The sequence below is a fragment of the Streptomyces sp. NPDC107538 genome (genome assembly GCF_055657445.1).
The window spans coordinates 720,659-743,594 of sequence record NZ_JBVKAY010000004.1 but is presented as its reverse complement, the minus strand read 5'-3'; the positions used below and the strand labels follow the sequence as shown (position 1 = coordinate 743,594).

Below are 22,936 nucleotides of genomic sequence, written 5' to 3'. Positions count from 1 at the left end.
CGTCAGCCGCTGAACTCGGCCACGTTCTCGGACGTGACCACCTTCACCGGCACCATCACCGACTTCTCGACCTTCTCGCCCTCGGCGGCCTTGACCGCGTTGCGGACCGCGATCCTGCCGAGTTCGGCCGGCTGCTGCGCGACCGACGCGTACAGCGTGCCCGCCTCGACGGCCTTGAGGCCGTCCGCCGTTCCGTCGAAACCGATGACCTGGACGGACTTTCCGGCCTTGGAGCCGAGCGCCTTGATCGCGCCGAGCGCCATCTCGTCGTTCTCGGCGAAGACGCCGTCGACGTCGGGGTTGGCCTGGAGCAGGTTCGTCATCACGTCGAGACCCTTGGTGCGGTCCCAGTCGGCGGGCTGCTTGGCGAGGACCTTGATGCCCGGGTAGGCCTTCAGACCCTCGGCGAAGCCCGCGCCGCGCTCCCGGCTGGCGGAGGTGCCCGCCTGCCCCTGGAGGATGACGATCTCGCCCTTGCCGCCCAGCTTCTCGGCGAGCGACTTGGCGGCGAGCTTGCCGCCGCTGACGTTGTCGGAGGCGACCAGCGCGGCCGTGTTCGCGCCGTTGACCGCGCGGTCGACGGCCACCAGCGGGATGTCCGCCTTGTTGACGGCCTTCGCCGCCGGGGTCACCGCGTCGGAGTCCACCGGGTTCACGATGATCGTGCCGAGGCCTTCGCTGGTGAAGTTCTGCAACTGGTTGGCCTGCTGCGAGGCGTCGTTCTGCGCGTCGGTGACCGACAGGTCCACGCCGAGCTTCTTCGCCTCGTCCTGGGCACCGGCCCGGATCTGCACGAAGAAGGGGTTGTTGAGCGTCGACAGCGACAGCCCGATCTTCTCGCTCTTCGCCGCCGACGACCCGGTGTGCAGGAAGGAGGTCGCGCCCACGACCGCCGCCGCGACCACCGCGGCCAGCACATACGTCAGCGCCTGCTTCTTCCGGTCCCCGGAGCCACCGGCCCCCGCCGGAACCGGCGTCGCCCCCGCCTTGCGCCGCACGGTGTCGAGCAGCACGGCCAGCGCGATGACGACACCGATGACGACCTGCTGCCAGAACGCGGACACGGACAGGAGGTTGAGGCCGTTCCTGAGCACCGCCAGGATCAGCGCGCCGATCAGCGTCCCCGACGCTTTGCCCGTCCCACCGGCCAGCGAGGCACCGCCGATGACGACTGCGGCGATCGCGTCCAGCTCGTAACCCTGGGCGGCCTGCGGCTGCGCGGAGGAGAGCCGGGAGGCGAGCACGATGCCCGCGGCGGCGGCGAACAGCCCCGACAGCGCGTAGATCGCCAGCTTCTGCCGCTTGACCCGCAGCCCGGACAGCCGGGCCGCCTCCTCGTTGCCACCGATCGCGTACATGGCACGCCCGATGTACGTACGCCCGAGGATCACGGCCGTGACGACGCCCAGGACGATCATCACCAGGACCGGCACCGGCAGCCAGCCGCCCAGGTTGTCCCCGAGGTGCGACACCGACTCCGGGAACGCGATCGGGCTGCCCTGCGAGATCACCAGCGACAGACCGCGGCCCACCGACAGCATGGCGAGCGTCGCGATGAACGGCGGCAGCTTCCCGTACGAGATCAGAAAACCGTTGACGAGACCGCACGCGATACCGGTGCCGATCGCGAGGATCACGGCTATCCAGACCGGTACGCCCTCCGACGTGGCGCTCCAGGCGAGGACGGTGGCCGACAGGGCCGCCACCGAGCCCACCGACAGGTCGATGCCCGCCGAGACGATCACGAAGGTCACACCGAACGCGAGGATCGCGGTCACGGCGGCCTGGACGCCGATGTTGAGCAGGTTGTCGGCCGTCAGGAAGTCGCCGGACAGCACGGACATCGCGATGACGAGGGCGATGAGCGCGGTCAGCGCGCCGTTGTCGAGCAGGAGCCGGCGAAGCCCCGAGGCTCCCGATGCCCCCGAGGCGCCACTCGCGCCCGTCGTGCTCTTGAGCGTGTCAGCGGCCATCGGAGGCCTCCGTTTCAGTCACGGGAAGTTCAGTCACGGGAAGTGCAGTCACGGGGAGGGTGGGGTGGGAGACGGCGAGCGCCATCACGGCGTCCTGCGTGGCCTCGGCGGCGGCGAGTTCGCCCGCGATCCGCCCCTGGGCCATGACCAGCACCCGGTCGCTCATACCGAGCACCTCGGGCAGGTCACTGGAGATCATCAGTACGGCGGCTCCGGCGGCCGTCAGCTCGTTGATCAGCTCGTAGATCTCGACCTTGGCGCCGACGTCGATCCCGCGCGTCGGCTCGTCGAGGATCAGCACCTTGGTGTTCGCCAGCAGCCACTTGCCGATGACGACCTTCTGCTGGTTGCCGCCGGAGAGGGTACGGACGTGCTGGTGCAGCCCGGCCATCCGGACCCCGAGCCGCTCGGCGACCCGGGCCGCGTTCGCCCGCTGCCCCTTCAGGTCGACGAACCCGCCCTTGGTGGCGCCCCGCAGGGTCACCAGCCCGAGGTTCTCCTCCACGGACGCGTCCAGCAGCAGCCCCTGCCCCTTGCGGTCCTCGGGCACCAGCCCGATCCCGGCGGTCATCGCCGCGTTGACGTCGTCCTTCGGAACGGCGGAACCCCCGACCCGCACGGCCCCCTTGTCGTACCGGTCGGCGCCGAACACCGCCCGCACGACCTCCGTACGCCCGGCCCCCACGAGCCCCGCGATGCCGACGACCTCACCGGCCCGCACCGCGAAACTCACGTCGTGGAACACCCCGTCCCGGGTGAGCCCCTCGACGACGAGCAACGCCTCGCCCGCGTCCGTCTGCTCCCTGGGGTACTGCTGCTCGATGGACCGCCCCACCATGAGCCGTACCAGCTCGTCCTGGGGCGTGGCGGCGGGCACCTGCCCGACACTCTTCCCGTCGCGGATGACGGTCACCCGGTCCCCGAGAGCGGCGATCTCCTCCAGATGATGGGTGATGAAGACGACGCCCACCCCGTCCGCACGCAGCCGCCGCACGATCGAGAAGAGCTTCTCGACCTCCTCGGTGGTCAGCACGGCAGTCGGCTCGTCCATGATCAGCACACGCGCGTCGAGGCTCAACGCCTTGGCGATCTCGACCATCTGAAGCCGGGCGATCCCAAGCTCACGCACACGCGCGCGTGGCGAAACCGACACCCCCACCCGCTCCAGCAGCTCGGCGGCCTCGGCCTCCATCCGCTTCCGGTCGATCATCCCGAAGCGACGCGGCTGCCGCCCCAGGAAGATGTTCTCGGCGACGCTCAGATCGGGAACGAGATTGAACTCCTGGTAGATGGTGGCGATCCCGAGCCGCTCGGAGTCCTGCGCCCCATGAATGCGCACTTCCTCCCCACCGGCCAGGATCCGCCCGGCGTCGGGGGTGTAGGCACCGGAGAGCATCTTGATCAGCGTGCTCTTGCCCGCGCCGTTCTCACCGAGCAGGACATGCACCTCGCCCCGGCGCAGATCGAAGTCGACGCCGTCCAGCGCGACCACACCGGGAAAGGTCTTGCGTATGCCCTCGATGCGCAGCAACTCGTCCGGATCACTCACGGCGCGCTCCTGTCCTGTTGCTCTGTCTGGTTGTTCGGTGCGTGCTCCTCGCCGCACGACAGGCGTACGACGAGACGTGCGGGAAGGGTGACGGACTGCGGAGGCCGTCCCTCGATACGGTCGACGAGCGCGCGTACGGCGGCCCGCCCCAGCTCACCCGTCGGCTGCGCGACGGCCGTGATCGGCGGATCGGTGTGCACGAACCACGGGATGTCGTCGAAGGCGGCCAGCCCGACGTCCTCCGGAATCCGCAGCCCACGCGCGCGTACGGCGTCCAGCGCGCCCAGCGCCATCAGGTTGTCGGCGGCGAAGACGATCTCGGGCGGCTCGACGAGATCGAGGAACCGCTCGGTGACCCGCCGCCCGCTGTCGGCCTGGAAGTCGCCCTGCCCTATGTAGTCGTCCGGCAGCGGCAGCCCGTGCTCGGCGAGCGCCTCCCGAAAGGCCTCGACCCGCTCCCGACCGGTAGTGGTGGCGGCCGGCCCGGCGATGATCGCGAGCCGCCGACGCCCGAGCCCGTACAGATGAGCGACGAGATCCCGCACGGCCGCCCGCCCGTCCGCGCGCACGACAGGCACCTCAACGCCCGGGATCCACCGGTCCACGAACACCATCGGCGTCCCGGCGCGAGCGGCGTCCAGCATCAGGGGCGACCCACCGTCGGTCGGCGAGACGAGCACCCCGTCGACCCTCCGGTCGAGCAGATTCCGGACATGGTGATCCTGCAGCTCGGGCCGCTCGTCGGCGTTCCCGATGATCACGCTGTACCCGAGCGCCCGCGCCTCTTCCTCGACGGACCGCGCCAGCTCGGTGAAGTACGGATTCATCACGTCACTGATGACGAGCCCGAGCGTGTGCGTCTGATCCGTCCGCAACGACCGCGCCACGGCGTTCGGCCGATACCCGAGCCTCTTGACGGCGGCCATCACTCGGGCCCGAGCCTCCGCACTGACCGACGGATGATCATTCAACACCCGCGACACCGTGGCAGCCGACACCCCCGCCTCGACCGCGACATCCTTGATGCCGGCCATCGCCGCTCCACCTCCTCGTGGAACCCATGGAATCGATTACACAACCGATTGGAATCGATTCCATGGGGCTGAGGCAAGGGGGTGACAGTGGCCGAAATTCAATCGTGACCCGAAGGCTCCCGCTGTCCGCATGTCAGAGAGGGCCGGTCTGTCCTACGAGACGGGGGCACGCCGGCCAACGGGCTGACCGAGGAGCCGACCGCGCTTCAGGGCCTGTCCGAGCCGGGATGTCAGGGCCCGGGGCGTCCTCGCCTCCTCGCCGTTCGACGGTTCAGAACACCTTGATGACGGCGAGGGTGATCAGTGCGGCGAGGGCGCCGATGGCGCCGAGGATGCCGACACCCACGCCGACCTTCACACTGAGCGGCTGCGCCTCCCGCCAGCCCAGTTCCCCGGCCGCCCCGCGGATCAGACGGTGGCCCTCGGCGGACGAGAAGGTGTACTCCTCGGAGCCGTTCAGGGACCGGTGCGAACTGAACGACACGCTCCGGCCCACCTGGGCCGCCTTGCTCAGTCGCACCCCGCCCATGCCCGCCGCGACCACGACCTCGTGCGTGAGGTCGGTCATCGTGAAGACCTTCTTCTCCGGGCGCAGTGCGACGCGGTACGTGTGCACCCTCGTGATCCGGCTGCGGATCAGCAGCTCCTGCCACTGCGGGGTATCTATGTCCACGACCAGATCGAACCCGCGTTCCGTCCGGCGGACCCGATACGGAGCGCCCAGCGCCGCTGCCTCGACATGTGCGCGGAACTCGGGGGCGACGCCCACGCCGTCGGCATTGCTGTTGTCATTCGTCACGGCGGCGCAGATTATCAGCGGGGCCTGCCGAGGCCGCGCCGACGCCGCTACGCCGCCGCCAGCTCGCACCACACATACTTGCCCCGCTCGCCGAACCGGGCGGACGGCATCCACCCCCAATAGTCCGTACAGGCCACGACGAGCCCCAGCCCCCGCCCGCCCTCCTCCGTTCCCACCCCCTCCAACGGCCGTGGCGGCTCCGGTGGTTCGGGATCGGCGTCCCAAGCCCCGATCCACACCACGCCCTCCGCCGACCGCCGCACCCGGAGCGCGGCGGTCCCCTTCGTGTGCCGTACGGCATTGGAGACCAGCTCGGTCGCGAGCAACTCCGCGGTGTCCACGAGACCGATGAGCCCGTGCATGGTGAGGATCAGCCGCAGGGTGCGACGACAGATGGGCACGGCTCTGGGGTCGTTGGGGATCTGGAGGGTGTAGTCCCAGGTTTCGGACATGGGTCGTCAACTCCGCTGGATGAGGGGGGATTTGGCGCACGGTGGCATTGCCGGGCCGTCACGGCAGGACGGCTCGGTGCACTTCCGTAGCGTGTCCGTTGCATCACTGACGGTAGATCTAAATCTATAGATTCAGCAACCCGATCGCGTAACCTGGCCCAGAGGAAGAGGAGATGTCATTGAGGCGTGAGCCAACTGCGCGTCAGTCGCGTCTGGCGACGGAGCTGCGCAGGCTGCGTGAAGCGGCAGGCCTGACTTCCCGCCAGGCGGCGTCGTTGCTGGGTGTGAGTCCGGCACAGATCACTCACATCGAGTCCGCGCTCGCGGGGGTGAGTGAGCAGCGGCTGCGCCGCCTCGCCGCCCACTACGCCTGTACGGACGGAGCGTTCGTGGATGCCTTGGTGGCCATGGCCACCGATCGCGAACGGGGCTGGTGGGAGGAGTACCGGGGCTTGCTGCCCACGCCATTCCTGGATCTCTCCGAGCTGGAGCATCACGCCCTCTTCCAGCGCCACGTGGCAATCCTCTACGTGCCGGGCCTGTTGCAGACCGAGGACTACTCGCGTGCCGTGTTCTCGTCCAGGCTGCCGGAACTCGCCGGCGAAGAGATCGAGTTGCGCATCCAGCACCGAAAGGCGCGCCAGCGGTTCACCATCCCGTACGAGGCGGTGATCCACGAGGCGGCCCTCCGGATCAGGGTCGGTGATCGCGGCACATCAAGAGCCCAGCTGACCCGGCTCGTCGAGCTCTCCGAGGCGGATCACATCACCTTGCGCGTCATCCCCTTCGATCTGGACGGCTTTGCCAGTGCCGCCAGCACGATGGCGTACGTCGGCGGCCCCTTGCCCAAGCTGGACACGGTTGTCCGCGACGCTCTGCACGGCTCGGCCTTCATCGATTCCGACGCTCAACTCACCACCTACCGAACGAGCTTTCGTAAAGTGGAGGACGCATCACTCGACCCCGCACGGTCGCGTGAGTTCATCCACGGGCTGGCGAAGGAGCTGTGAGGACCCCATGGACTACTGGCAGAAGTCGTCCTACTCGGGCCCCGGCGACGGCAACGAGTGCGTCGAAATATCCACCACCCCCACCCGCATAACCATCCGAGACTCCAAAACCCCGACCCGAGCCACCCTCACCTTCCCCACCCCCGCCTTCACCGCCTTCATCGGCGCCCTCAAGAAGTCGACAAGGGGTATGTAGAGGCTCTCCGCTCGACCTGGGCGCCGTGCGGCGGCCGTACTACAGTTGGCCGATCATGTCTGTTCTCCGCGGGATCAACCATCTGACGCTGTCCACGACCGACCTCGACCGGCTGGTGAAGTACTACACGGAGTTGCTCGGAGCAGTGCTCGCGTTCGAGCGCGCCGCAACTTCTTCTGATCCGCGCATCGCGGTCGTCGACGTCGGCGGGGACGACCACCTGATGATCGTCGAGACCGCCACCGCCCCCACCACTGATCTTGACCCCCTGGGCAACGCCGGATGGGGACTGCGAGTGGGAACCCACCGGCAACTGTGTGAGGTCCGCGAGCAGATCCTGGACGCCGGATGGCCCGTCGGACAGATCGAGACACTGCCCACCCAGTGGACGATGACGGCTCGCGACCCCGACGGACGCCCTGTGGACGTTCGGGCCCATCGCCCCCGCACCGCCGTCGCCCCCTTCCTCGAAACTCTTAAGCAGCCCGCCGGGAAGTGAACGCCCCCCGGGGTGATGGCAGAGGCTGACCCGGCCTCGTACGAGAAGAAGGGGTCGGAGAAGTGAGCGGACACGTCACATGGTCGGCGAGCGGACATCGGCAGCGGGCGGAGGAACTGGCCGGCGGCAGGGACGCGTTCATCGAAGGCACACAGCGCATGCTCGCCGAGGCCCGTGCCTGGCGGTTGGCCGACATGCGCCAGGAACGCGGGATCACCCAGGCCCAGGTGGCCGAGCGCATGGGCGTGACCAAGGGAAGGGTCTCGCAGATCGAGAGCGGCCAGGTCTCCGGCACGGATGTCGTGGCGAGGTACGTCGAGGCCCTGGGGGGGAATCTCGTCATGGTGGCGGTTTTCGGCGACGGGGAACTGCGCAAGGTCGGTTAGGCCCACCGGTTCCGGCCAGGTGCCGCAGCAGCGTCGGCCCCGCGCCACCCACGCCGACCGTCAGACCCTGACGGTACCGTCGGATCATGTCCAAGCACGCGGGGAACCCCACGGCCGAACAACGGCTGGCCGTACTGGAAGGCGTGCTCGAACGCATCACGTACGCCAATGAGGACAACGGCTACACCGTCGCGCGCGTGGACACCGGCCGGGGCGGCGGCGACCTCCTCACCGTCGTCGGCGCGCTGCTGGGCGCGCAGGTCGGCGAGTCCCTGCGCATGGAGGGCCGCTGGGGCTCACACCCCCAGTACGGCAAGCAGTTCACCGTGGAGAACTACACCACCGTCCTCCCGGCCACAGTGCAGGGCATCCGCCGCTACCTCGGCTCGGGGCTCGTCAAGGGCATCGGCCCGATCTTCGCCGACCGCATCACGCAGCACTTCGGCCTGGACACCCTCCAGATCATCGAGGAGGAGCCGAAGCGCCTCATCGAGGTCCCCGGCCTCGGCCCCAAGCGCACCAAGAAGATCGCCGACGCCTGGGAGGAACAGAAGGCAATCAAGGAGGTCATGCTCTTTCTCCAGACGGTGGAGGTGTCCACGTCCATCGCCGTCCGCATCTACAAGAAGTACGGCGACGCCTCGATCGGCGTCGTGAAGAACCAGCCGTACCGCCTCGCCGCCGACGTCTGGGGCATCGGCTTCCTCACCGCCGACAAGATCGCCCAGTCCGTCGGCATCCCGCACGACAGCCCCGAGCGCGTCAAGGCGGGCCTCCAGTACGCCCTTTCGCAGGCCACCGACCAGGGCAACTGCTACCTCCCGGAGGAGCGGCTGATCGCCGACGCGGTCAAACTCCTTCAGGTCGACACCGGCCTGGTCATCGAATGCCTCGCCGAACTCGCCCTGCCCGACGAGGACTCCGGCGACCCCGGCGTCGTACGCGAGAAGGTGCCGGGCCAGGACGGGGGAGACCCGGTCACCGCGATCTACCTCGTCCCCTTCCACCGCGCCGAACTCTCCCTCTCCGCCCAGCTGCTGCGCCTCCTGCGCACCGACGAGGACCGGATGCCCGGCTTCCACGACGTGGCCTGGGACAAGGCGCTGGCCTGGCTGAGGGGGCGTACGGGCGCGGAGCTGGCGCCGGAGCAGGAGGCGGCCGTACGCCTCGCGCTGACCGAGAAGGTGGCCGTGCTCACCGGCGGCCCCGGCTGCGGCAAGTCCTTCACGGTCCGCTCGATCGTCGAACTGGCCCGCGCGAAGAAGGCGAAGGTCGTGCTGGCCGCCCCCACCGGCCGCGCCGCCAAGCGCCTCGCCGAACTGACCGGCGCCGAGGCCTCCACCGTCCACCGCCTGCTGGAGCTGAAGCCCGGCGGCGACGCGGCGTACGACAAGGACCGCCCGCTGGACGCCGACCTGGTGGTCGTGGACGAGGCCTCCATGCTGGACCTCCTCCTCGCCAACAAGCTGGTGAAGGCGGTCCCGCCGGGCGCCCACCTCCTCTTCGTCGGCGACGTCGACCAACTCCCCAGCGTCGGCGCCGGCGAAGTCCTCCGCGACCTCCTCGCCGACGGCAGCCCCATCCCCGCCGTCCGCCTCACCAAGGTCTTCCGCCAGGCCCAGCAGTCCGGCGTGGTGACCAACGCGCACCGCATCAACTCCGGGCAGCACCCGGTCACCGACGGCATGAAGGACTTCTTCCTCTTCGTCGAGGACGAGACGGAGGAGGCCGGACGGCTCACCGTGGACGTCGCGGCCCGACGTATTCCGGCCAAGTTCGGGCTCGACCCACGCCGGGACGTCCAGGTCCTGGCGCCCATGCACCGGGGCCCCGCGGGCGCCGGCAACCTCAACGGGCTGCTCCAGCAGGCCATCACCCCCGCCCGCCCCGACCTGCCCGAGAAGCGGTTCGGCGGCCGGGTCTTCCGCGTCGGCGACAAGGTCACCCAGATTCGCAACAATTACGAGAAGGGCGAGAACGGCGTCTTCAACGGCACCGTCGGCGTCGTCACCGCCCTCGACCCGGTCGACCAGCGGCTGACCGTCCTGACGGACGAGGACGAGGAGGTGCCGTACGAGTTCGACGAACTGGACGAGCTGGCCCACGCCTACGCGGTGACGATCCACCGCTCCCAGGGCAGCGAGTACCCGGCCGTGGTGATCCCGGTCACCACCGGAGCCTGGATGATGCTCCAGCGCAATCTGCTCTACACGGCCGTGACCAGGGCGAAGAAGCTGGTCGTCCTCGTCGGCTCCCGCAAGGCGATCGGCCAGGCGGTCCGCACGGTCTCGGCGGGCCGGCGGTGCACGGCCCTCGACTTCCGGCTCGCACCGCGGCCACTGTGAGTACCTCTCGGCGGGCCCGGTGCGGACCTCTCGTGTAGGTCCGTCGCCCCGTGAGTGAAATTTGATCGATCAAACGAGTCGTAAAGGTCACACAGCCCTTCCAGATGCTGGACGGAGGGGGCAGGATGAACAAGTTGGCGGCACTCAGTGCCGCCGATAGGCCCGATGGTCGACCCCGAGTGCACTCTCCTGCGCCAACTGGGGGATGGTAGAGACAGTCAGGGCACCTCGAAGAAGAGGCACTACGTCGGTGAGGGATGACGTGAGCGACAACTCTGTAGTACTGCGGTACGGCGACGGCGAGTACACCTACCCGGTGATCGACAGCACCGTCGGCGACAAGGGCTTCGACATCGGGAAGCTCCGGGCCCAGACCGGTCTGGTCACCCTGGACAGCGGTTACGGGAACACCGCCGCCTATAAATCCGCCGTCACGTATCTCGACGGTGAGCAGGGCATCCTGCGCTACCGCGGCTACCCGATCGAGCAGCTGGCCGAGCGCTCCACCTTCCTCGAGGTGGCGTACCTGCTCATCAACGGTGAGCTTCCGACGGTCGACGAGCTCTCCACGTTCCAGAACGAGATCACGCAGCACACCCTGCTGCACGAGGACGTCAAGAACTTCTACCGGGGCTTCCCCCGGGACGCGCACCCGATGGCGATGCTGTCCTCCGTGGTCAGCGCCCTGTCGACGTTCTACCAGGACAGCCACAACCCGTTCGACGAGCGGCAGCGCAACCTCTCCACGATCCGCCTGCTCGCCAAGCTGCCGACGATCGCGGCGTACGCGTACAAGAAGTCGATCGGTCACCCGTTCGTCTACCCGCGCAACGACCTCGGTTACGTCGAGAACTTCCTGCGCATGACCTTCTCGGTCCCGGCGCAGGAGTACGACCTCGACCCGGTCGTCGTCTCCGCGCTCGACAAGCTGCTCATCCTGCACGCGGACCACGAGCAGAACTGCTCGACCTCCACGGTCCGCCTGGTCGGCTCCTCGCAGGCGAACATGTTCGCCTCGATCTCCGCCGGTATCTCCGCGCTCTGGGGCCCGCTGCACGGCGGCGCCAACCAGTCCGTCCTGGAGATGCTGGAGGGCATCCAGGCCAACGGCGGCGACGTCGACTCCTTCATCCGCAAGGTGAAGAACAAGGAGGACGGCGTCCGCCTGATGGGCTTCGGCCACCGGGTGTACAAGTCCTTCGACCCGCGCGCCAAGATCATCAAGGCCGCCGCGCACGACGTCCTCTCGGCCCTCGGCAAGTCCGACGAGCTGCTGGACATCGCGCTGAAGCTGGAGGAGCACGCGCTCTCCGACGACTACTTCGTCTCGCGCAACCTCTACCCGAACGTGGACTTCTACACGGGTCTGATCTACCGCGCCATGGGCTTCCCGACCGAGATGTTCACGGTCCTCTTCGCCCTCGGCCGCCTCCCGGGCTGGATCGCCCAGTGGCACGAGATGATCAAGGAGCCCGGCTCCCGCATCGGCCGCCCGCGCCAGATCTACACGGGCGTCGTCGAGCGCGACTTCGTCCCGGTCGAGTCCCGCTGAGCGCAGTACTTGTAGCAAGGGAGCGCCCCTCCGGCGAGTGAGCCGAAGGGGCGCTCCTGTGTCGGGACGGCGAACCGAGCCTCAAAAAATAGCGAGAAGGCGCCCTGCAACGCTGGTCCCCCCACGGGCCGGCGAGCAGGGCGCCTTCCCATGTCCCGGTGCGGATTCCCCCCACGGGATCCGGCCGGGCGTCTGGTGGGCACAGCGCCTGAATCGCTGAGCTAAACGAGCAAAACTCGTCCTACCTGTATGTGTCTGTTCCGCTGCGTCGGTGTGCGGTCTGCCGGGACGCGTACGTACGGGAGGGCCGCTCAAAGCTCCCCGGTGCACGTGCCCCGGCAACGCAATTCCGGGAACGTCCCCCAAGACATCCCCAGATGTCAGTCACGCCCCCCAAGACGCTTCTGACATCGCCAACTTAGACTCACGAACCCCTTCGATGGTTACGTTCACATCACTGTGATCTGCGTCTCTTGCCATATGTCCTGAAGATACGTAAGAGACCCGATTCGGTGATCGAGACCCCAGCGTAAGGATGATGCGCGAGCCTTGTGAAGAGCTTATGTGAGGCTGCTTCCGGACTCTAGAGGGACTTTTGCCCGCCAGTCATGAAAATGTCCTGAGTCGCAAGCTGTTCGTTACCACGAAAACGGACGAAAAGGCCATAGCCGCCCCAGCGATCATCGGGTTGAGCAGTCCGGCCGCGGCCAGCGGCAACGCGGCCAGGTTGTACCCGAAGGCCCACGCCAGATTGCCCTTGATCGTGGACAGCGTCCGCCGCGACAGCCGGATCGCGTCGGCGGCCACCCGCAGGTCCCCGCGCACCAGCGTCAGATCGCCCGCCTCGATCGCCGCGTCCGTCCCCGTGCCCAGCGCGATCCCCAGGTCGGCCGCCGCCAGCGCCGCCGCGTCGTTGACCCCGTCGCCGACCATCGCGACCGTACGGCCCTCGCCCTGGAGCCGCCGTACGACGTCGACCTTGTCCTCGGGAAGCACCTCGGCGACGACCTGCTCCGGGTCGATACCGACCGCCGCGGCCACGGAACGGGCCACGCGCGCGTTGTCCCCCGTCAGCAGCATCGGGGTGAGGCCGAGCGCCCGCAGCCGCCGTACGGCCTCGGCGCTGCTCTCCTTGACCGCGTCGGCGACCGTGACGACACCGAGTGCCACACCGTCGCGGACGACCACGACCGCCGTGTGTCCCGCGTCCTCGGCGGCCTCCTTGGCGCTCCGCAGGGCCTCGGGGAGCGGGCCGTCGAGGATCCGGCCCACCTCGACGTCGTGGCCCTCCACACGGCCGCGTACGCCCTTCCCGGGCACGTTCTCGAAGTGCTCCACGGGCGGCAGCGCGCCCACCCGCTCCTCGGCGCCGGCCGCGATCGCCCGGCCCACCGGATGTTCGGAGGCGTGCTCGACGGCGCCCGCGAGACGCAGGACGTCCTCCTCGCTCGCCGCCTCGCCCGTCTCCTCCTCGCGTACGCCCCCTTCGTGGACGTCTTCGGCCACGCGCACGTGCCGGAGCGTCATCCGGCCGGTGGTGACGGTGCCGGTCTTGTCCAGGACGACGGTGTCGATCCGGCGGGTGGACTCCAGGACCTCGGGGCCCCTGATGAGGATGCCGAGCTGGGCGCCGCGGCCGGTGCCGACCATCAGGGCGGTCGGGGTGGCAAGGCCCAGCGCGCACGGACAGGCGATGATCAGCACGGCGACGGCCGCCGTGAAGGCGGCGGTGGCGTCGTCCGTGAGGCCGAGCCAGACACCGAAGGTGGCGACCGCGATCAGGATGACGGACGGCACGAACACGGCCGAGATCCGGTCCGCGAGCCGCTGCGCCTGGGCCTTGCCGTTCTGCGCGTCCTCCACCAGCCGGGCCATCCGGGCCAGCTGGGTGTCCGCGCCGATCCGGGTCGCCTCGACGACGAGCCGGCCCCCGGCGGCGTTGACGGTCGCGCCCGTGACGGCGTCCCCGACCGTCACGTCCACCGGTACGGACTCACCGGTCAGCATGGACGCGTCGACGGCGGAGGACCCCTCGACGACGGTGCCGTCGGTGGCGATCCGCTCCCCGGGCCGTACGACGAAACGGTCCCCGACGGCCAGCTCGGCGACCGGGATCCGCGTCTCCCGCCCCTGCCGGAGCACCGCGACGTCCTTGGCGCCCAGGTGCAGCAGCGCCTTGAGCGCGGCGCCCGCGCGACGCTTGGAGCGGGCCTCCAGATAGCGGCCGAGGAGGATGAACGCGACGACCCCGGCGGCCACTTCGAGATAGATCGTCGACGGCCCCGCCGCACCCGCGGCCGTACCTCCGGCCGTACGGGAGACGGTGAACTCGAAGCCGTGCCGCATGCCCGGCATCCCCGCGTGGCCCGCGAAGAGGGCCCACAGGGACCAGCCGAACGCGGCGAGCGTGCCGACGGAGACGAGGGTGTCCATGGTGGCCGCGCCGTGCCGGAGGTTGGTGAACGCGGCCCGGTGGAAGGGCAGCCCGCCCCACGCGACGACCGGCGCGCTCAGCGTCAGCGAGAGCCACTGCCAGTTGTCGAACTGCAGGGCGGGGATCATGGACATGAGGATCACGGGGGCCGCGAGCAGCGCCGAGACGGTGAGCCGCTGCCGCAGGGAGGCGAGTTCCGGGTCCTCCTCCGCGGACTCCGTGTGCTCGGTCTCCGGCGGAGCCGGGGGCGGTGGCTCCTCGGCCGTGTAGCCCGTCTTCACCACGGTGGCGATCAGGTCGGCGACCTCCACCCCGGCGGGGTAGGTGACCTTCGCCTTCTCCGTCGCGTAGTTCACCGAGGCGGTGACCCCGTCCAGGCGGTTGAGCTTCTTCTCGACGCGGGCCGCGCAGGAGGCGCAGGTCATCCCGCCGATGGTCAGCTCGACCTCGTGGACGGGGCCGCTTATGGGGGGCGCTGCGGTGGTGCTCGTCATGTCCGTGCCCGTACGTCCGTGGCTGTGCCGGGTCTCAGATCTTGCCGACCAGCTCGAAGCCCGCCTCGTCGACGGCGGCGCGCACGGCCTCCTCGTCGAGCGGGGCGGCCGAGACCACGGTGACCTCGCCGGTGGAGGCGACGGCCTTCACGGAGGAGACCCCGGCGAGCTGCGTGATCTCGCCGGAGACGGCGCCTTCGCAGTGGCCGCAGCTCATCCCGCTCACCTTGTAGACGGCGGTGACGGAACCCTGGGTGTCGGTCTCGGCGGTCATGTCGTTACTCCTCGTCGGGGGCGTGCTCCGGGCGCGCTTGGGGCGTGCTCGGGCCGTAAGGGTCTCGGGTAACCCTTCAGGGCATCCACTTTATACCCCCTAGGGGTATGAATCAAAGAGAGGTGGGGCGGGAGTGGTGGGGCGGCGGGGTCAGGGGGCCGGGGTCCGCGAGGAGTCCGGCGAGGTGGCGGGGAGGTGGCCGCCCACCAGGGGCTGCAGGTAGCGCAGCAGGACGTTCTTCAGCTCCTGGACGTACGCGTCGCGCTCGGCGCCCTCCCGGCCCAGCACCAGTTCCAGGCCGGCCTTGTACATGGCCACGCAGACCTGGGCGGTACGGGTGACGTCGGCGGCCGGGGTGTCCGGCAGGAACGGCGTGAGCAGCGCCTCGATCCGCGCGAGCAGGGCCGTGTGCAGGGCGTCGTGCTGCTCGGCGATCCGCCCGGGGATGTCCGGACCGTGCATCAGCGTGAACATCACCGGGTGCCGGCAGTTGAAGTCGAGGAAGCGGTCGACGGCGGCCCCGACGGCCTCCTCCAGCGGGGTGGCCGGATCAACCGGGGCGAGCGCCTCGCCGTACGTGTCGCGCATCTCGTGCATGAGCCGCCCGCTCAGCTCGATCGCGATCGCTTCCTTGTTCGGGAAGAACTGGTACAGCGTGCCCGGTGAGACCCCGGCCTCGCGGGCGATCGCGTTGGTGCTGGCGGCGGCGTACCCGGTCGAGCAGAACACGGAGGCCGCGGCTTCGAGGAGTTGGGCGATACGGCGCTCGCCGCGGGCCTGGCGGCGGCGCGGCTGCTCCCTCCCCTGCTCCTCCTGCTGTTCCTTCTCCTGGTGGGTGGGCACGCGGTTATCCCCAGCTTTCCGGACGTGATTGACAAACACGAGTAGACGCTCGCATTCTTGAAACGCGAGCGATCTCTCGTGTTTGCCAGTGTATGGCTCGGTGGTCCGCGCTGCCCGGCTGCGCACAGCACGGATGAACCGTGATCAGAGTGAAGGGGACACCGCACCATGACCGAAGTCAACCGGCCACCCCGACCGGGAGGCTGGACCCGGTTCGTGACCGCACGTCCCCGGCTCTCCCTCCTCGTCGCCCTGGTGCTCACCGCCCTCGCGGTCGTCGCGGGCAGCGATGTCGCCGACCGCCTCGGCAGCGGCGGCTGGGAGGACCCGGCCGCCCAGTCCACGTACGCGACGAAGGCCCTGGAGCGCGAGTTCCCGGACTCCAACCCGAACTTCCTGCTCCTGGTCAACGCGGGCGGGGCCTCGGTCGACGACCCGGCGGTCGCCGCCGAGGCGAAGAAGCTGACCGAGCGGCTCGCCGCGGAGAAGGGCGTCACCGGCGTCGGCTCCTACTGGCAGACGGGTGCCCCGGCCCTGCGGGCGGAGGACGGCCGGGAGGCGCTGATAGCGGCGCGCCTCACCGGCGACGAGAGCGCGGTGAACAAGACGCTGGACCGGATCGCTCCCGAGTTCCGTGGCACGCACGGCCCCGTGGAAGTCAAGGTCGGCGGCATCCTCGCGGTGCGGCACGAGATGCAGACGATCATCCAGGAGGACCTGCTGCGGGCCGAGATGATCGCCCTACCGGTGACCCTCGTCCTGCTGGTCATGGTCTTCGGCAGCGCGGTCGCCGCCCTGCTGCCGCTCGGGGTGGGCATCGTCGCGATCCTCGGCACCAACGCGATCCTGCGCGGCCTCACCGAGGTCACCGACGTCTCGGTCTTCGCCCTGAACCTCACCACGGCCATGGGCCTGGGCCTCGCGATCGACTACGCCCTGTTCATCGTGCGCCGCTTCCGCGAGGAACTGTCCACCGGCGCCGACTCCTTGACGGCCGTCGCCACCACCCTGCGCACGGCCGGCCGCACGGTCCTCTTCTCCGCCCTCACGGTCGCCGTCTCCCTGGCCGCGATGATGGTCTTCCCGCAGTACTTTCTGAAGTCCTTCGCCTACGCGGGCATAGCGGTGGTCCTGCTCGCCGCGGCAGCCGCCCTGATCCTCCTCCCCGCAGCCCTGGTCCTCCTCGGCGACCGCGTCAACGCCTGGGACCTGCGCAAGCTGTTCAGGCGCCGCCGCGGGACGAAGGCGGCCGGGCCCGACTCCCCGGCCGCGGAGAAGAGCGTGGCGGCCGCGGAGAAGAGCGCGGGGGTCGTGGAGGAGGGTGCGGCCTGGGGTCGTATGGCAGCCCTCGTCATGCGCCGCGCGCCCTACTTCGCCATCGCCACCACCGCCGGTCTGATCCTCCTCGGCCTCCCCTTCCTGGGCGTGAAGTTCGGCACGGCCGACGACCGCCAGCTCCCCTCCACCGCCGAGTCCCATGTCGTCCAACAGCACCTCCGCGAGGGCTTCCCGGGCACCCCCGGGGGCGGCCTGGAGGTCCTGGCGGAAGGAGAGGCGACGAAGACGGAGTACGCCGCCTACAAGGAGCGGCTCGCCGACCTCCCCGAGGTGCTCCGCGTGGAGGGTCCCCTGGTCAAGGACGACTGGGCCTACTTCACGGTGCAGCCGAAGGGCGAGGCGGTCGACGAGGGCGCGCAAGGGCTGGTGGACGACATCCGGGCGCTGGACACCCCCTTCGACACCTCGGTGACGGGCACGGCGGCGGTCCTGGTCGACACGAAGTCAGCGATAGCCGAAGGCCTCCCCTGGGCGCTCGCCTTCATAGCGATCGTCACCCTCATCCTGGTCTTCCTCCTCACCGGCAGCGTCCTGATCCCACTCCAGGCGGTCCTCCTGAACGCGCTCAGCCTCACGGCGATGTTCGGCGCGCTGGTCTGGGTCTTCCAGGAGGGCCACCTCTCCGGACTCCTCGCGTTCACCACCCCCGGTTCCATCGAGACCACCCTCCCGGTCCTGATGTTCTGCGTGGCCTTCGGTCTCTCCATGGACTACGGCGTCTTCCTGCTCTCCCGCATCAAGGAGGAGTACGACCACACCGGCGACCACACGGCCTCCGTCCGCTTCGGCCTCCAGCGCACCGGCGGCCTCATCACCGCCGCCGCCGTCATCCTCGCGGTCGTCATGATCGCCATAGGCACGTCCCGCGTCACCAACACCAAGATGCTCGGCCTGGGCATAGCCCTCGCCGTCCTCATGGACGCCATGGTCATCCGCAGCCTCCTGGTGCCGGCGGTCATGCGCCTGTCGGGCCGGGCGACGTGGTGGGCCCCGGCACCGCTGAGGAGGTTCCACGAGAGGTTCGGACTGAGCGAGGCGGAGTCGGCGCCCGCGGCGAGGACGACGGACGCCGCGACCGCCACACCTGACCTGCCTGCCCCGGGCAAGCAACGCGACGACGACAAGGTGGAGATCTCTGGCTAGCGTTCGCTCCGAAGAAGACTGTCGGTAGGCCGTAGGCCGATGAGCGGAGGGCGACACATGCGCGCGGTGGTGTTCGAACAGTTCGGAGAGCCGGCCACGGTGAAGGATCTTGCCCCGCCCACCCCCGCCCCCCACGGCGTCGTCGTCCGCGTCGAGGCGACCGGCCTGTGCCGCAGCGACTGGCACGCCTGGCAGGGCCACGACCCCGACATCACCCTCCCCCACGTCCCGGGCCACGAACTGGCCGGAGTCGTAGAGGAGACCGGCGCCGCGGTGACCGCCTGGCACCCCGGCGACCGGGTCACCGTTCCCTTCGTCTGCGCCTGCGGCACCTGCCCCGCCTGCGCGACCGGTGACCAGCAGGTGTGCGAGCGGCAGACACAGCCGGGCTTCACCCACTGGGGCTCGTTCGCCCAGTACGTCGCCCTGGACCACGCCGACATGAACCTGGTGGCGTTGCCCGACGAGCTGTCGTACGGCACGGCGGCCTCGCTCGGCTGCCGCTTCGCCACGGCGTTCCGCGCGGTGGTCGCGCAGGGACGTGTCGCGGCGGGGGAGTGGGTCGCCGTCCACGGTTGCGGCGGCGTGGGCCTCTCCGCCGTGATGATCGCGGCGGCGTCCGGAGCCCGTGTGATCGCCGTCGACGTCTCGCCCCAGGCGCTGGACCTGGCCCGGAAGTTCGGCGCGGCGGAATGCGTGGACGCGTCAGCGGTGGCGGACACGGCCGAAGCCGTCCGCGACCTCACCGGCGGCGGCGCCCACCTCTCCCTCGACGCCCTCGGCTCCCCGGTCACCTGCGCGGCCTCCGTCAACGGTCTGCGCCGCAGGGGCCGTCACATCCAGGTGGGCCTGCTGCCCTCCCAGACCGGCACCACCCCCGTCCCCATGGCCCGCGCGATCGCCCTGGAGCTCGAACTCCTGGGCAGCCACGGCATGGCGGCCCACGCCTACCCCCGGATGCTGGAGCTGGTCCGCGCGGGCGTCCTCCGCCCCGACCTCCTGGTCACCGCGACGATCCCCCTGGACGCGACCCCCACCGCCCTAGCGGCGATGGGCACGGCCCCCGGAAGCGGCGTAACCGTCATCGAACCCTGGAGCTGACCCACCCCGGAAAACAACTCGTCCCCGGCCCCTCCGCGACGGAGGACCCGGGGACGAGACGGCGGGACGGAAAAAAACTCACGGGACGGAACAAGACAGGACAGGACTCAGTCGGCCTTGCGCGTCCGGTTGCCCGGTCTGGAGGCGACCCAGGAGCGGATGGTGTCGGCGTACCAGAAGGGCTTGCCGCCCTCCACATGGTCGGGCGCGGGCAGCAGCCCGTGTTTGCGGTACGAGCGGACGGTGTCGGGCTGCACACGGATGTGCGCCGCGATGTCCTTGTACGACCAGAGGCGTCGGTCGGTCATCAGTGGCACCTCCCTGCGCGCACCACGGCGGCGGCCGGGAAGACCGTCGGGGGAGCCGGGCACTGCGCTGGCGATTCAGAAGCCTGTGCCCGCTCAACGACCCCCGGTGACCACCGGAAGGCCCCGTGGACCACGTGTGACGGAAGACCCGCGCACACGTGACACCCGTGACAGAAAGGGGTTCTTTGTGACAAGAGTGACGCATGGGCGCCCCGAAGGGGGCGCGGGGAACTGCGCGACCAGCCACGAATCACTCGCGGCCCGCCGACGGCCAGCAGTTCCCCGGCGCTTTTCGGCGCCCGCCCACCAGCGGAGCGGCTACGCGCCGCAAGACCTCAAGAACGCCCGCGTCCGCTGAGCGATCGGCAGCGGAGCGTCCGGCTCGCACGGATACATGTCCTGCTCCACGATCGCGAACAGATCCACATCCAGCTTCGCCGCGGCGGCCAGCACCGGCCCCAGCTCCGGCACACCCTTCGGCGGCTCGCACATCACACCCCGGGCGACGGCCGGCCCGAACGGGACCTCGTTCGCCCGCACGTCCGCCAGGATCTCGGGGTCGACCTGCTTGAGGTGCAGATACCCGATCCGCTCCCCGTACGTCTCGATCAGCTTGACGCTGTCGCCGCCGCAGTACGCGTAGTGCCCGGTGTCGAGGCAGAGCGAGACCACCGAGGAGTCCGTGCCGTCCAGGAAGCGGACGACGTTCTCCTCGCTGTCGATGTGGGTGTCGGCGTGCGGGTGGACGACGATCTGGAGGCCGTACTTCTCCCGCACCTCCCGCCCGAGCCGCTCGGTGAGCTGGGTGAGGTGCCGCCACTGCTCGACGGTCAGCTCGCTCGGCTCCAGCACCTTGCCCGTCTTGTCGTCCCGCCAGAACGACGGGATGACGACGAGGTGCTTGGCGCCCATGGCCTGCGCGAGGACCGCGTTGTCGGCCACGTGCGCCCAGGTCTTCTCCCAGACGTCCGGGCCGTGGTGCAGACCGGTGAACACGGTGCCGGCCGACACTTTCAGGCCGCGCTTGGCGGTCTCCTCGGCGAGGACCGCCGGGTCGGTCGGCAGATAGCCGTACGGGCCCAGCTCGATCCACTCGTAGCCGGAAGCGGCGACCTCGTCGAGGAACCGCTGCCAGGGGACCTGCTGGGGGTCGTCGGGGAACCAGACGCCCCAGGAGTCGGGCGCCGAGCCGACCCGGATGCGCGAAAGTGAGGACTGAGGTGACAACGACGTCATGGGAGTCAGCTTCAGCCTCGAAGCGGAGGGTGTCAATAGGTAGTCCGAATGTCTGGACAAAGTATTGACAGGGTCGCTCCGGCGGAGCTAGACCTTGACGCAACCGGCGGACGGACCCGGCGCATGAAGGGAACTCGATGGCGTACGACCTGATCACCATGGGGCGGATCGGTGTGGACCTCTACCCGTTGCAGACGGGGGTCCCGCTGCCGCAGGTGACGTCCTTCGGGAAGTTCCTCGGCGGATCGGCCACCAACGTCGCGGTGGCCGCGTCCCGCCTCGGCCGCTCCACCGCCGTCATCACCCGCACCGGCGCGGACCCCTTCGGCGACTACCTCCACCAGGCACTGCGCGACTTCGGCGTGGACGACCGCTGGGTCACCCCGGTCCCCGGCCTGCCGACGCCCGTGACCTTCTGCGAGGTCTTCCCGCCGGACGACTTCCCGCTCTACTTCTACCGCCGCCCCAAGGCCCCCGACCTGGAGATCGACGCCCACGAGCTGGACCTCGACGCCATCGCCGGGACCCGGATCTTCTGGGTGACCGGCACGGGCCTGAGCGAGGAGCCCAGCCGTACGGCGACACTGGCCGCCCTCGCCCACCGGGCCAAGGCCGATACGACGGTCTTCGACCTCGACTGGCGCCCCATGTTCTGGACCGACCCGGCCGAGGCCCGCCCGTTCTACGAGGAGGCCCTGCGGCACACCACCGTCGCGGTCGGCAACCTCGACGAGGTCGAGGTCGCCACCGGGGTCCGCGAGCCGCGGGCCGCCGCCCGCGCGCTGCTCGACGCCGGGGTCGAACTCGCGGTCGTCAAGCAGGGCCCGAAGGGTGTCCTCGCCGTCAACAGCAAGGGCGAGTCCGCCGAGGTCCCGCCGCTGCCCGTCAACGTCCTCAACGGCCTCGGCGCCGGTGACGCCTTCGGCGGCTCCCTCTGCCACGGCCTGCTCGAAGGCTGGGACCTGGAGAAGATCATGCGGCACGCCAACGCGGCCGGCGCCATCGTCGCCTCCCGACTGGAATGCTCCTCCGCGATGCCCACCGTGGACGAGATCGAAGCGGCGATCGCGGCGGGTGAGGTGTTGTGAGCGTCGACGTCTCCGCCCTCGTCCGCACCCGGGTCCACCACCCCGAGGCCATCGCCGAGGCCGCCGCCCGCCGCACCCGGCGCCCGCTGATCGGCGACTCCGGCCGGCTGATGATCGTCGCCGCCGACCACCCGGCCCGTGGCGCCCTCTCCGTCGGCGACCGCAAGCTCGCCATGGCGAACCGCGCCGACCTCCTCGAACGACTGTGCCTGGCGCTGTCCCGCCCCGGCGTGGACGGCGTCCTCGCGACCGCCGACATCCTGGACGACCTGCTCCTGCTCGGCGCCCTGGACGGCAAGGTCGTCATGGGCTCGATGAACCGGGGCGGCCTCGCGGGCGCCAGCTTCGAACTGGACGACCGTTTCACCGGCCACCGCCCCGAGGACATGGAGCGCCTCGGCTTCGACGCCGGCAAGCTCCTGCTGCGCGTCGACTACGACGACCCGGGCTCCCTCACCACCCTGGAGTCCACCGCCCGCGCCGTGGACGCCATGGCCGAGCGCCGACTGCCCGTGTTCGTCGAGCCGTTCATCAGCCGCCGCGACCCGGCCACCGGCAAGGTCAAGAACGATCTGAGCGCCGACGCGGTCACCAGGTCGATCGCCATAGCGGCCGGGCTCGGCGGCAGTTCGGCGTACACCTGGCTGAAGGTGCCCGTCACCGAGAACCCCGACGACATGGCCCGCGTCATGGAGACCTCCACGCTGCCCGCCGTCCTGCTCGGCGGCGATGTCGGCGAGGACCAGGAGGGCGCGTACGAGAAGTGGCGGGGCGCGCTGCAACTGCCCACCGTGCAGGGCCTGGTGGTCGGCCGCTCGTTGCTCTACCCGGCGGACGACGACGTGACCGCCGCCGTGGACACCGCCGTAGGACTGTTGTGAG

20 protein-coding genes are annotated in these 22,936 nt (G+C 69.8%); 10 read left to right on the top strand and 10 right to left on the bottom strand.

Features of this window, described 5'->3' with window-relative positions; translation table 11 throughout:
* Positions 1-2 precede the first annotated feature (2 nt).
* The 5 genes from ACZ7MG_RS17735 to ACZ7MG_RS17715 all read right to left on the bottom strand — a co-directional run bounded on the left by ACZ7MG_RS17735 (position 3) and on the right by ACZ7MG_RS17715 (position 5,807).
* Positions 3-1,973: an ABC transporter permease/substrate-binding protein gene (locus ACZ7MG_RS17735; RefSeq protein ID WP_471379746.1), complete on the bottom strand. Its 1,971-nt coding sequence runs from the start codon at positions 1,971-1,973 to the stop codon at positions 3-5.
* Positions 1,963-3,522 carry a sugar ABC transporter ATP-binding protein gene (locus ACZ7MG_RS17730; protein ID WP_471379748.1) on the bottom strand — a complete coding sequence of 520 codons (1,560 nt, stop codon included), beginning with the start codon at positions 3,520-3,522 and terminating at the stop codon, positions 1,963-1,965. The genes ACZ7MG_RS17735 and ACZ7MG_RS17730 overlap by 11 nt, the downstream gene beginning before the upstream one ends.
* Positions 3,519-4,556, bottom strand: coding sequence for a LacI family DNA-binding transcriptional regulator (locus tag ACZ7MG_RS17725; RefSeq protein ID WP_471379749.1), 1,038 nt, complete (start codon positions 4,554-4,556; stop codon positions 3,519-3,521). The genes ACZ7MG_RS17730 and ACZ7MG_RS17725 overlap by 4 nt, the downstream gene beginning before the upstream one ends.
* A 271-nt stretch (positions 4,557-4,827) precedes the next feature.
* Entirely contained in the window at positions 4,828-5,355 is a 528-nt protein-coding gene (locus ACZ7MG_RS17720; protein WP_471379750.1) for a hypothetical protein, read from the bottom strand.
* Positions 5,356-5,402: 47 nt separating this feature from the next.
* Positions 5,403-5,807, bottom strand: a complete 405-nt coding sequence (locus ACZ7MG_RS17715) for an ATP-binding protein (RefSeq protein ID WP_471379751.1) — start codon at positions 5,805-5,807, stop codon at positions 5,403-5,405.
* Between the two features lie 173 nt (positions 5,808-5,980).
* On the opposite strand from ACZ7MG_RS17715, the gene ACZ7MG_RS17710 reads away from it, so the two are divergent.
* From ACZ7MG_RS17710 to ACZ7MG_RS17685, 6 genes are all read left to right on the top strand, one after another.
* Positions 5,981-6,817, top strand: a complete 837-nt coding sequence (locus ACZ7MG_RS17710) for a helix-turn-helix domain-containing protein (RefSeq protein WP_471379753.1) — start codon at positions 5,981-5,983, stop codon at positions 6,815-6,817.
* A gap of 7 nt (positions 6,818-6,824) precedes the next feature.
* Positions 6,825-7,013, top strand: coding sequence for a DUF397 domain-containing protein (locus ACZ7MG_RS17705; protein WP_471379754.1), 189 nt, complete (start codon positions 6,825-6,827; stop codon positions 7,011-7,013).
* Positions 7,014-7,068: 55 nt separating this feature from the next.
* Positions 7,069-7,512, top strand: coding sequence for a VOC family protein (locus ACZ7MG_RS17700; RefSeq protein ID WP_471379755.1), 444 nt, complete (start codon positions 7,069-7,071; stop codon positions 7,510-7,512).
* A gap of 62 nt (positions 7,513-7,574) precedes the next feature.
* Positions 7,575-7,898 carry a helix-turn-helix domain-containing protein gene (locus ACZ7MG_RS17695; RefSeq protein WP_471379757.1) on the top strand — a complete coding sequence of 108 codons (324 nt, stop codon included), beginning with the start codon at positions 7,575-7,577 and terminating at the stop codon, positions 7,896-7,898.
* Between the two features lie 86 nt (positions 7,899-7,984).
* The gene (recD2, locus tag ACZ7MG_RS17690; protein WP_471379759.1) at positions 7,985-10,243 is read left to right on the top strand and encodes an SF1B family DNA helicase RecD2; all 2,259 of its coding nucleotides are present in this window, start codon (positions 7,985-7,987) and stop codon (positions 10,241-10,243) included.
* Between the two features lie 262 nt (positions 10,244-10,505).
* On the top strand, positions 10,506-11,795 hold the full coding sequence (locus ACZ7MG_RS17685; protein WP_471379761.1) for a citrate synthase: 1,290 nt from the start codon (positions 10,506-10,508) through the stop codon (positions 11,793-11,795).
* Positions 11,796-12,401: 606 nt separating this feature from the next.
* Here the strand turns inward: ACZ7MG_RS17685 and ACZ7MG_RS17680 are convergent.
* The 3 genes from ACZ7MG_RS17680 to ACZ7MG_RS17670 all read right to left on the bottom strand — a co-directional run bounded on the left by ACZ7MG_RS17680 (position 12,402) and on the right by ACZ7MG_RS17670 (position 15,840).
* Complete coding sequence (locus tag ACZ7MG_RS17680; RefSeq protein ID WP_471379763.1) at positions 12,402-14,723, bottom strand: heavy metal translocating P-type ATPase; 2,322 nt, start codon at positions 14,721-14,723, stop codon at positions 12,402-12,404.
* Positions 14,724-14,757: 34 nt separating this feature from the next.
* Positions 14,758-14,997, bottom strand: coding sequence for a heavy-metal-associated domain-containing protein (locus tag ACZ7MG_RS17675; protein ID WP_471379764.1), 240 nt, complete (start codon positions 14,995-14,997; stop codon positions 14,758-14,760).
* Between the two features lie 150 nt (positions 14,998-15,147).
* Positions 15,148-15,840 carry a TetR/AcrR family transcriptional regulator gene (locus ACZ7MG_RS17670; protein ID WP_471379765.1) on the bottom strand — a complete coding sequence of 231 codons (693 nt, stop codon included), beginning with the start codon at positions 15,838-15,840 and terminating at the stop codon, positions 15,148-15,150.
* 168 nt (positions 15,841-16,008) lie between these two features.
* Between ACZ7MG_RS17670 and ACZ7MG_RS17665 the strand changes: the two genes are divergently transcribed.
* Positions 16,009-18,321 (top strand): MMPL family transporter, encoded by a 2,313-nt coding sequence (locus tag ACZ7MG_RS17665; protein WP_471379767.1) that lies wholly within the window; start codon positions 16,009-16,011, stop codon positions 18,319-18,321.
* Positions 18,322-18,378: 57 nt separating this feature from the next.
* A complete protein-coding gene (locus ACZ7MG_RS17660; protein ID WP_471379768.1) occupies positions 18,379-19,422 on the top strand; it encodes a zinc-dependent alcohol dehydrogenase family protein in 1,044 nt (347 codons plus the stop codon).
* Between the two features lie 107 nt (positions 19,423-19,529).
* Here the strand turns inward: ACZ7MG_RS17660 and ACZ7MG_RS17655 are convergent, their stop codons facing one another.
* Complete coding sequence (locus ACZ7MG_RS17655) at positions 19,530-19,730, bottom strand: helix-turn-helix transcriptional regulator (RefSeq protein ID WP_471379770.1); 201 nt, start codon at positions 19,728-19,730, stop codon at positions 19,530-19,532.
* Between the two features lie 318 nt (positions 19,731-20,048).
* Entirely contained in the window at positions 20,049-20,966 is a 918-nt protein-coding gene (locus ACZ7MG_RS17650; protein ID WP_045557631.1) for a sugar phosphate isomerase/epimerase family protein, read from the bottom strand.
* 137 nt (positions 20,967-21,103) lie between these two features.
* Between ACZ7MG_RS17650 and iolC the strand changes: the two genes are divergently transcribed.
* Together iolC and ACZ7MG_RS17640 are read left to right on the top strand one after the other, a co-directional pair.
* The gene (gene iolC, locus ACZ7MG_RS17645; protein WP_471379771.1) at positions 21,104-22,054 is read left to right on the top strand and encodes a 5-dehydro-2-deoxygluconokinase; all 951 of its coding nucleotides are present in this window, start codon (positions 21,104-21,106) and stop codon (positions 22,052-22,054) included.
* Positions 22,051-22,935: a Cgl0159 family (beta/alpha)8-fold protein gene (locus tag ACZ7MG_RS17640; protein ID WP_471379772.1), complete on the top strand. Its 885-nt coding sequence runs from the start codon at positions 22,051-22,053 to the stop codon at positions 22,933-22,935. The genes iolC and ACZ7MG_RS17640 overlap by 4 nt, the downstream gene beginning before the upstream one ends.
* Position 22,936: the final 1 nt, after the last annotated feature.

Excerpts from the sequence above, each read along its gene's own strand:
- ACZ7MG_RS17735 (WP_471379746.1), bottom strand. The coding sequence starts at position 1,973 with ATGGCCGCTGACACGCTCAAGAGCACGACGGGCGCGAGTGGCGCCTCG.
- ACZ7MG_RS17725 (WP_471379749.1), bottom strand. The coding sequence starts at position 4,556 with ATGGCCGGCATCAAGGATGTCGCGGTCGAGGCGGGGGTGTCGGCTGCC.
- ACZ7MG_RS17715 (WP_471379751.1), bottom strand. The coding sequence starts at position 5,807 with ATGTCCGAAACCTGGGACTACACCCTCCAGATCCCCAACGACCCCAGA.
- ACZ7MG_RS17710 (WP_471379753.1), top strand. The coding sequence starts at position 5,981 with ATGTCATTGAGGCGTGAGCCAACTGCGCGTCAGTCGCGTCTGGCGACG.
- ACZ7MG_RS17705 (WP_471379754.1), top strand. The coding sequence starts at position 6,825 with ATGGACTACTGGCAGAAGTCGTCCTACTCGGGCCCCGGCGACGGCAAC.
- ACZ7MG_RS17700 (WP_471379755.1), top strand. The coding sequence starts at position 7,069 with ATGTCTGTTCTCCGCGGGATCAACCATCTGACGCTGTCCACGACCGAC.
- recD2 (WP_471379759.1), top strand. The coding sequence starts at position 7,985 with ATGTCCAAGCACGCGGGGAACCCCACGGCCGAACAACGGCTGGCCGTA.
- ACZ7MG_RS17680 (WP_471379763.1), bottom strand. The coding sequence starts at position 14,723 with ATGACGAGCACCACCGCAGCGCCCCCCATAAGCGGCCCCGTCCACGAG.
- ACZ7MG_RS17675 (WP_471379764.1), bottom strand. The coding sequence starts at position 14,997 with ATGACCGCCGAGACCGACACCCAGGGTTCCGTCACCGCCGTCTACAAG.
- ACZ7MG_RS17665 (WP_471379767.1), top strand. The coding sequence starts at position 16,009 with ATGACCGAAGTCAACCGGCCACCCCGACCGGGAGGCTGGACCCGGTTC.
- ACZ7MG_RS17660 (WP_471379768.1), top strand. The coding sequence starts at position 18,379 with ATGCGCGCGGTGGTGTTCGAACAGTTCGGAGAGCCGGCCACGGTGAAG.
- ACZ7MG_RS17655 (WP_471379770.1), bottom strand. The coding sequence starts at position 19,730 with ATGACCGACCGACGCCTCTGGTCGTACAAGGACATCGCGGCGCACATC.
- ACZ7MG_RS17650 (WP_045557631.1), bottom strand. The coding sequence starts at position 20,966 with ATGACGTCGTTGTCACCTCAGTCCTCACTTTCGCGCATCCGGGTCGGC.
- iolC (WP_471379771.1), top strand. The coding sequence starts at position 21,104 with ATGGCGTACGACCTGATCACCATGGGGCGGATCGGTGTGGACCTCTAC.